This window comes from Pyxidicoccus fallax (assembly GCF_012933655.1).
GTDB lineage: Bacteria > Myxococcota > Myxococcia > Myxococcales > Myxococcaceae > Myxococcus > Myxococcus fallax.
On sequence record NZ_JABBJJ010000564.1, the window covers coordinates 1 to 4,700 of the forward strand.

At 72.7% G+C, this 4,700-nt stretch carries 5 protein-coding genes; all 5 read left to right on the plus strand.

What is annotated here, in order from left to right; genetic code table 11:
* A partial coding sequence (locus HG543_RS51590) for an FHA domain-containing protein (protein ID WP_246357911.1) occupies window positions 1-1,656 on the plus strand: 1,656 nt, incomplete at its 5' end.
* Window positions 1,653-3,401 carry an exodeoxyribonuclease VII large subunit gene (gene xseA / locus HG543_RS51595; protein WP_169352353.1) on the plus strand — a complete coding sequence of 583 codons (1,749 nt, stop codon included), beginning with the start codon at window positions 1,653-1,655 and terminating at the stop codon, window positions 3,399-3,401. The genes HG543_RS51590 and xseA, both read left to right, overlap by 4 nt.
* Window positions 3,402-3,449: 48 nt before the next feature.
* Window positions 3,450-3,800: an exodeoxyribonuclease VII small subunit gene (xseB, locus tag HG543_RS51600; protein WP_169352354.1), complete on the plus strand. Its 351-nt coding sequence runs from the start codon at window positions 3,450-3,452 to the stop codon at window positions 3,798-3,800.
* 23 nt (window positions 3,801-3,823) lie between these two features.
* A complete protein-coding gene (locus tag HG543_RS51605) occupies window positions 3,824-4,210 on the plus strand; it encodes a response regulator (protein ID WP_169352355.1) in 387 nt (128 codons plus the stop codon).
* Between the two features lie 14 nt (window positions 4,211-4,224).
* Window positions 4,225-4,700 (plus strand): polyprenyl synthetase family protein (locus HG543_RS51610; RefSeq protein ID WP_211194759.1); only part of this gene is annotated, 476 nt, incomplete at its 3' end.

The window sequence follows — 4,700 nt, forward strand, 5'->3', positions numbered from 1 at the left end:
GACAGGGCACGGCCCGCCCCCGCCACCGCCGCCACGCGCCTGGTCTGCATCGCGGGCCCCAAGGCCGGCGAGGAGTTCTCCCTGGTGGAGGGCGAGTACGTCGTCGGCCGCGCCACGGACAACCCCATCTGCATCCCGGACACCTCCGTGTCGCGCAAGCACGTCATGCTGCGCCAGGTGGGCTCCGGCTGGGCGGTGAGTGACCTGGGCTCGGGCAACGGCACGCTCGTCAACGGAGACGTCATCGGCGACGAGACGCCCCTGGCCAACGGCGACGTCATCACCCTGGGCGACACGGAGCTGCGCTTCGAGGACGTGGCCAACTCCACGATGATGGTGTCCACGCCCTCCAGCGGCTCGCGGCCGGCCCGTCCGGCGCCGGGCGCCAGCGGCAGCCGGAGCGCGGTGCCGTCCCGCCCGCCGCCGCGCCCGGAAGGCGGACGCGTGCGCACCGCCCGCTCGACGGCCGCCACGCCGCCCAGTCCCGAGGCGAAGAAGAAGAAGCTGCGCATCCAGCTGGCCGTGGCCGGCGTGGTGGTGGTGCTCTTCGCGGGCCTGGGCGCGCTGCGGGTGAGCATGAACCGCCAGCAGGCCGCGGCGGCCGCGCAGGCCCAGCAGATCAAGGCCCAGCGCGAGCTGCTCGGCGCGATGTTCCAGGAAGCGAAGAACCTGGTGCGCGACAGCAAGTGGGAGGAGGCCCAGGCGAAGCTGGAAGAGCTCCAGGCCCAGGACCCCGAGTACCCGAACCTGGCGGACTACCTGGCGCATGCGGAGCGCGAGATTCCCATCCAGCGCCGCCTCGCGGAGGTGCAGGCGGCGCTGGCGAAGGGCGAGCTGGGCAAGGCCGCCGCCGCGCTGCCCAAGCCGGACAAGACCGAGTTCCAGAAGGACCATGTGCGGGTCGCCACGCGCGCGCTGGCGGACGCGGCCGACAAGCGCACCCGCGAGGCGCGGGCGATGCTGGACGGCGGTCAGCTCGACCCGGCCAAGGCCGTCACCGACGACGTGCTGGCGGCCTTCCCGGACCACCGCGACGCCAAGCTCATCAACGAGCAGGCGGCGCAGGCCATCACCCAGCGCGACGCGCCCAGGCCCGTTTTCCAGGGGCCCGCGCCCAAGCCGTGGGAGCCCGCCGTGGAGCGCTACCGCGACGGTGACATGTCCGGCGCGGTGGCCATCCTCAACGCGTGCATGGCCAAGGCGCCGCAGTGCAAGAAGCTGCTCGGGCAGATGACCGAGTTCGGCAACCTCTACAAGCGCCTGGAGGACCTGGACGCCAAGGGGCTGTCGAAGCTGCTGGCGCTGGACAAGGACATCACGGACAACCGGCCCAGCAAGATGGCGCGCAACGCGGGCACGCGCGCGGCCACCATCTTCTACAAGGGCGCCACCGCGGCGAAGGCGGCCGGCCAGTGGTCCCGCGCCATGGAGTACGCGCGCCGCGCGCTGCAGGCGGACCCGGGCCACGCGGGCGCCACCAACATCATCAGCGAGATGAAGACGAAGGCGAAGGACCTGTACCTCTCCGCCTACTCCATCAAGGACTCCGCCCCCGAGGACGCGCTGCCCAAGTTCAAGGACGTGGTGTCGATGACGCCGCCCGACGACGAGTACCACCAGAAGGCGCAGACCTGGGTCGAGAAGCTGTCGCGATGAAGAAATCCAAGGGAGGGCCTCCGCCGCCGGTCACCCCCGGCCTCCAGGGCGATTTGTTCGGCTCGCCGCCCGCCCCGTCCCAGGACGCGGGGACGCCGGAAACGGGCGCGGACCGCACGGGCGGCCGCGTGGTGGCCATGCCCCGCAAGCCGCCCCCGCCTCCACCGCCGGTGGACGCGGACGGCACGTCGCTGCTGGGGCCGCTGGAGGGCGCGCCTCCTCCGCCGCCGAAGCCGGAGCGCCTGGTGCTGACGGTGGGCGAGCTGACGCGGCAGCTGAAGCAGACGCTGGAGTCGCGCTTCACGCGGGTGATGGTGCGCGGCGAGGTGACGGGCTTTCGCGGGCCCAATGCGCGCGGGCATTGGTACTTCTCGCTGAAGGACCCGTCGGCGGCCATCGACGCGAAGGTGTGGGCGTCCCTGGCGGCCCGGCTGCGCTTCATGCTGCGCGACGGCATGGAGGTGGTGGCCGAGGGCAGCGTGGACCTGTACGAGCCGCAGGGGCGCTACAGCCTCATCGTCCAGCGGCTGGAGCCGGTGGGGGAGGGCGCGCTGGCGCTCGCCTTCGAGCAGCTCAAGGAGCGGCTGGCGGCCGAGGGGCTCATCGGCGACCGGCGGGTGCGCCCGCCCAGGCCGCTGCCCTTCCTGCCCCGGAGAATCGGCATCGTCACCAGCCGCACCGGCGCGGCGCTCCAGGACTTCCTGCGCGTGCTGCACTCGCGCAACCCGCGGCAGAGCGTGCTGCTGGCGGACGCGCGCGTGCAGGGCGAGGGCTCCGCGGTGGAGGTGGCCCGGGCGATTGAGCGGCTGTCGCGCACGGACGTGGACGTCATCGTGGTGACGCGCGGCGGTGGCTCCGTCGAGGACCTGTGGACGTTCAACGAGGAGCTGGTGGCGCGCGCCATCTTCGCCTCGCCGGTGCCGGTGGTGTCGGCCATCGGCCACGAAATCGACTTCACCATCTCCGACTTCGTGGCGGACTGGCGCGCGCCCACGCCCAGCGCGGCGGCGGAGCGGCTGGCGCCGGTGCTGGCGGACCTGGAGCTGACGCTGGCCACGCAGGCCGGGCGGCTGCGGCGCGCCATGGAGCGCCGGGTGCTGGAGCTGCGCGAGGAGCTGGGCGGGCTGGAGGCCCAGCTGGAGGACCCGCGGCGCGCCATCAACCACCAGCGGCTGCACCTGTCCGAGCAGGTGGAGGCGATGATGCGCGTGCTGCGCCCCGCGGTGCGCGAGCACCGGGAGCGGCTGCGCGCGCTGTCGGAGCGGCTGCAGCGGGCCCGGCCCCAGGCGCGGGTGAGCGAGCAGCGGGCGCATCTGCTCAAGCTGGCGATGCGGCTGTCGGAGGCGGCGCGCTCGGGCGTGGCGGGGCGGCAGGCGGCGCTGGCCTCGGCGCGGCTGGGGCTGGAGCGGGCTTCACCAGCGGCGCGGGTGGCGAAGGAGCGTGCCCGGCTGGCCGCGCACCGGGCACGGCTGCTGGCGCTCCAGCAGGGGGCCCTGGCGGACGCGCAGCGGCGTTTCCAGCGTCTGGAGGGACGACTGGACGCGATGAGTCCGTTGAAGGTGATGTCGCGCGGATATTCGGTGGTGTTTCGCCAGCGGGATGGCGCGGTGGTGCGCACCAGCGCGGACGTGCAGGTGGGAGAGCGCCTGGGCATCAAGCTCGCGATGAACGGGGCGAAGACGCTGGCGGGGTGTGAGGAAGTCGAAGCCACCGTGACGGGGTTGAAAGGGCCGGTGGACTGCTGACGGGCCACCCTCTAGAGTCCCGCGCCCCACACGGGGAGGTGGAAGGCTGTGGCGAAGTCGGACAAGGCGTCCAAGGCGGACAAGGCGGCGGCGGAAGCCGAGGTTCCCGAGCAGTACGGGGACGTGGTGGCGCGGCTCGAGGAGACGGTGAACCGGCTGGAGAGCGGGGACCTGTCCCTGGAGGACTCGCTCAAGGCCTTTGAAGAGGGCATCCGGCTGGTGCGCCGCGGCGAGAAGCTGCTCACCGAGGCCGAGCAGCGAATCGAGCAGCTGCTGCTGGACGAGGACGGCAAGGACGTGGTGGCGCCGCTGTCGGTGGCGTCGCGCCCGGCCTCACCGGCGGCCCCCCGGGTGCCTGCTCCCCCCAAGCCTCCGCCGGAGGATGACGTCCCGTTCTGAACCGTTCGGGCGCCCACTCCGGCATGGCGAAGCCCAAAATCACCATCGTCGACGATGACCGCGACACGCGGGAGCTGCTGGCGGCGGCCCTCGAGGACGAGGGCTTCGAGGTCACCATGGCCGCCAATGGCCTGCGGTTGATTGCCTCGCTGCAGCTCCACCGGCCGCACGTCATCCTCCTGGACGTGAACATGTCCTGGATCGACGGCTTCGAGCTGTGCCGGGCGGTGAAGAAGAACGAGAACTTCCGGGACATCCCCGTCGTCTTCATCAGCGGGCGAGGGGACCCCGCGGACAAGCGGCACGGCCTCGAGGTCGGCGCCGCGGACTACTTCGTCAAGCCGCTGGACATGGACAAGCTCGTCAAGCGCATCCACGAGCTCGTGGCCGCGCGGGCTTCGGCTTCCTAGAGGAGCACCGACTCTTGGCATCCTTCGACCTGGACTCCTTCCTGGGCGCCCGACAGGCGCGGGTGGAGGCGCTGCTGCGCGAGCGGGGAGACCTGCTCGTGCCGTCCGGCACCCCGCCGAAGCTGGCGGAGGCGATGACGTACTCGCTCATGGCCGGCGGCAAGCGCCTGCGCCCGGTGCTGTGCCTGACCTTCGCCGAGACGGTGGCGAGGTCCAGCCTCGCGTCCGGCGTGGTGGCGGACGCGGCGTGCGCGCTGGAGTACGTGCACACGTACTCGCTGGTGCACGACGACCTGCCGGCCATGGACGACGACGACTACCGGCGCGGGCGGCCCACCAACCACAAGGTGTACGGCGAGGCGATGGCCATCCTCGCCGGGGACGCGCTGCTGACGGAGGCCTTCGCGCTGGTGGCGGGCGGGCCGGAGCCGGTGCGCGCGGCGCTGTGCCGCGAGCTGGCGGTGGCGGCGGGCGCGGCGGGCATGGTGGG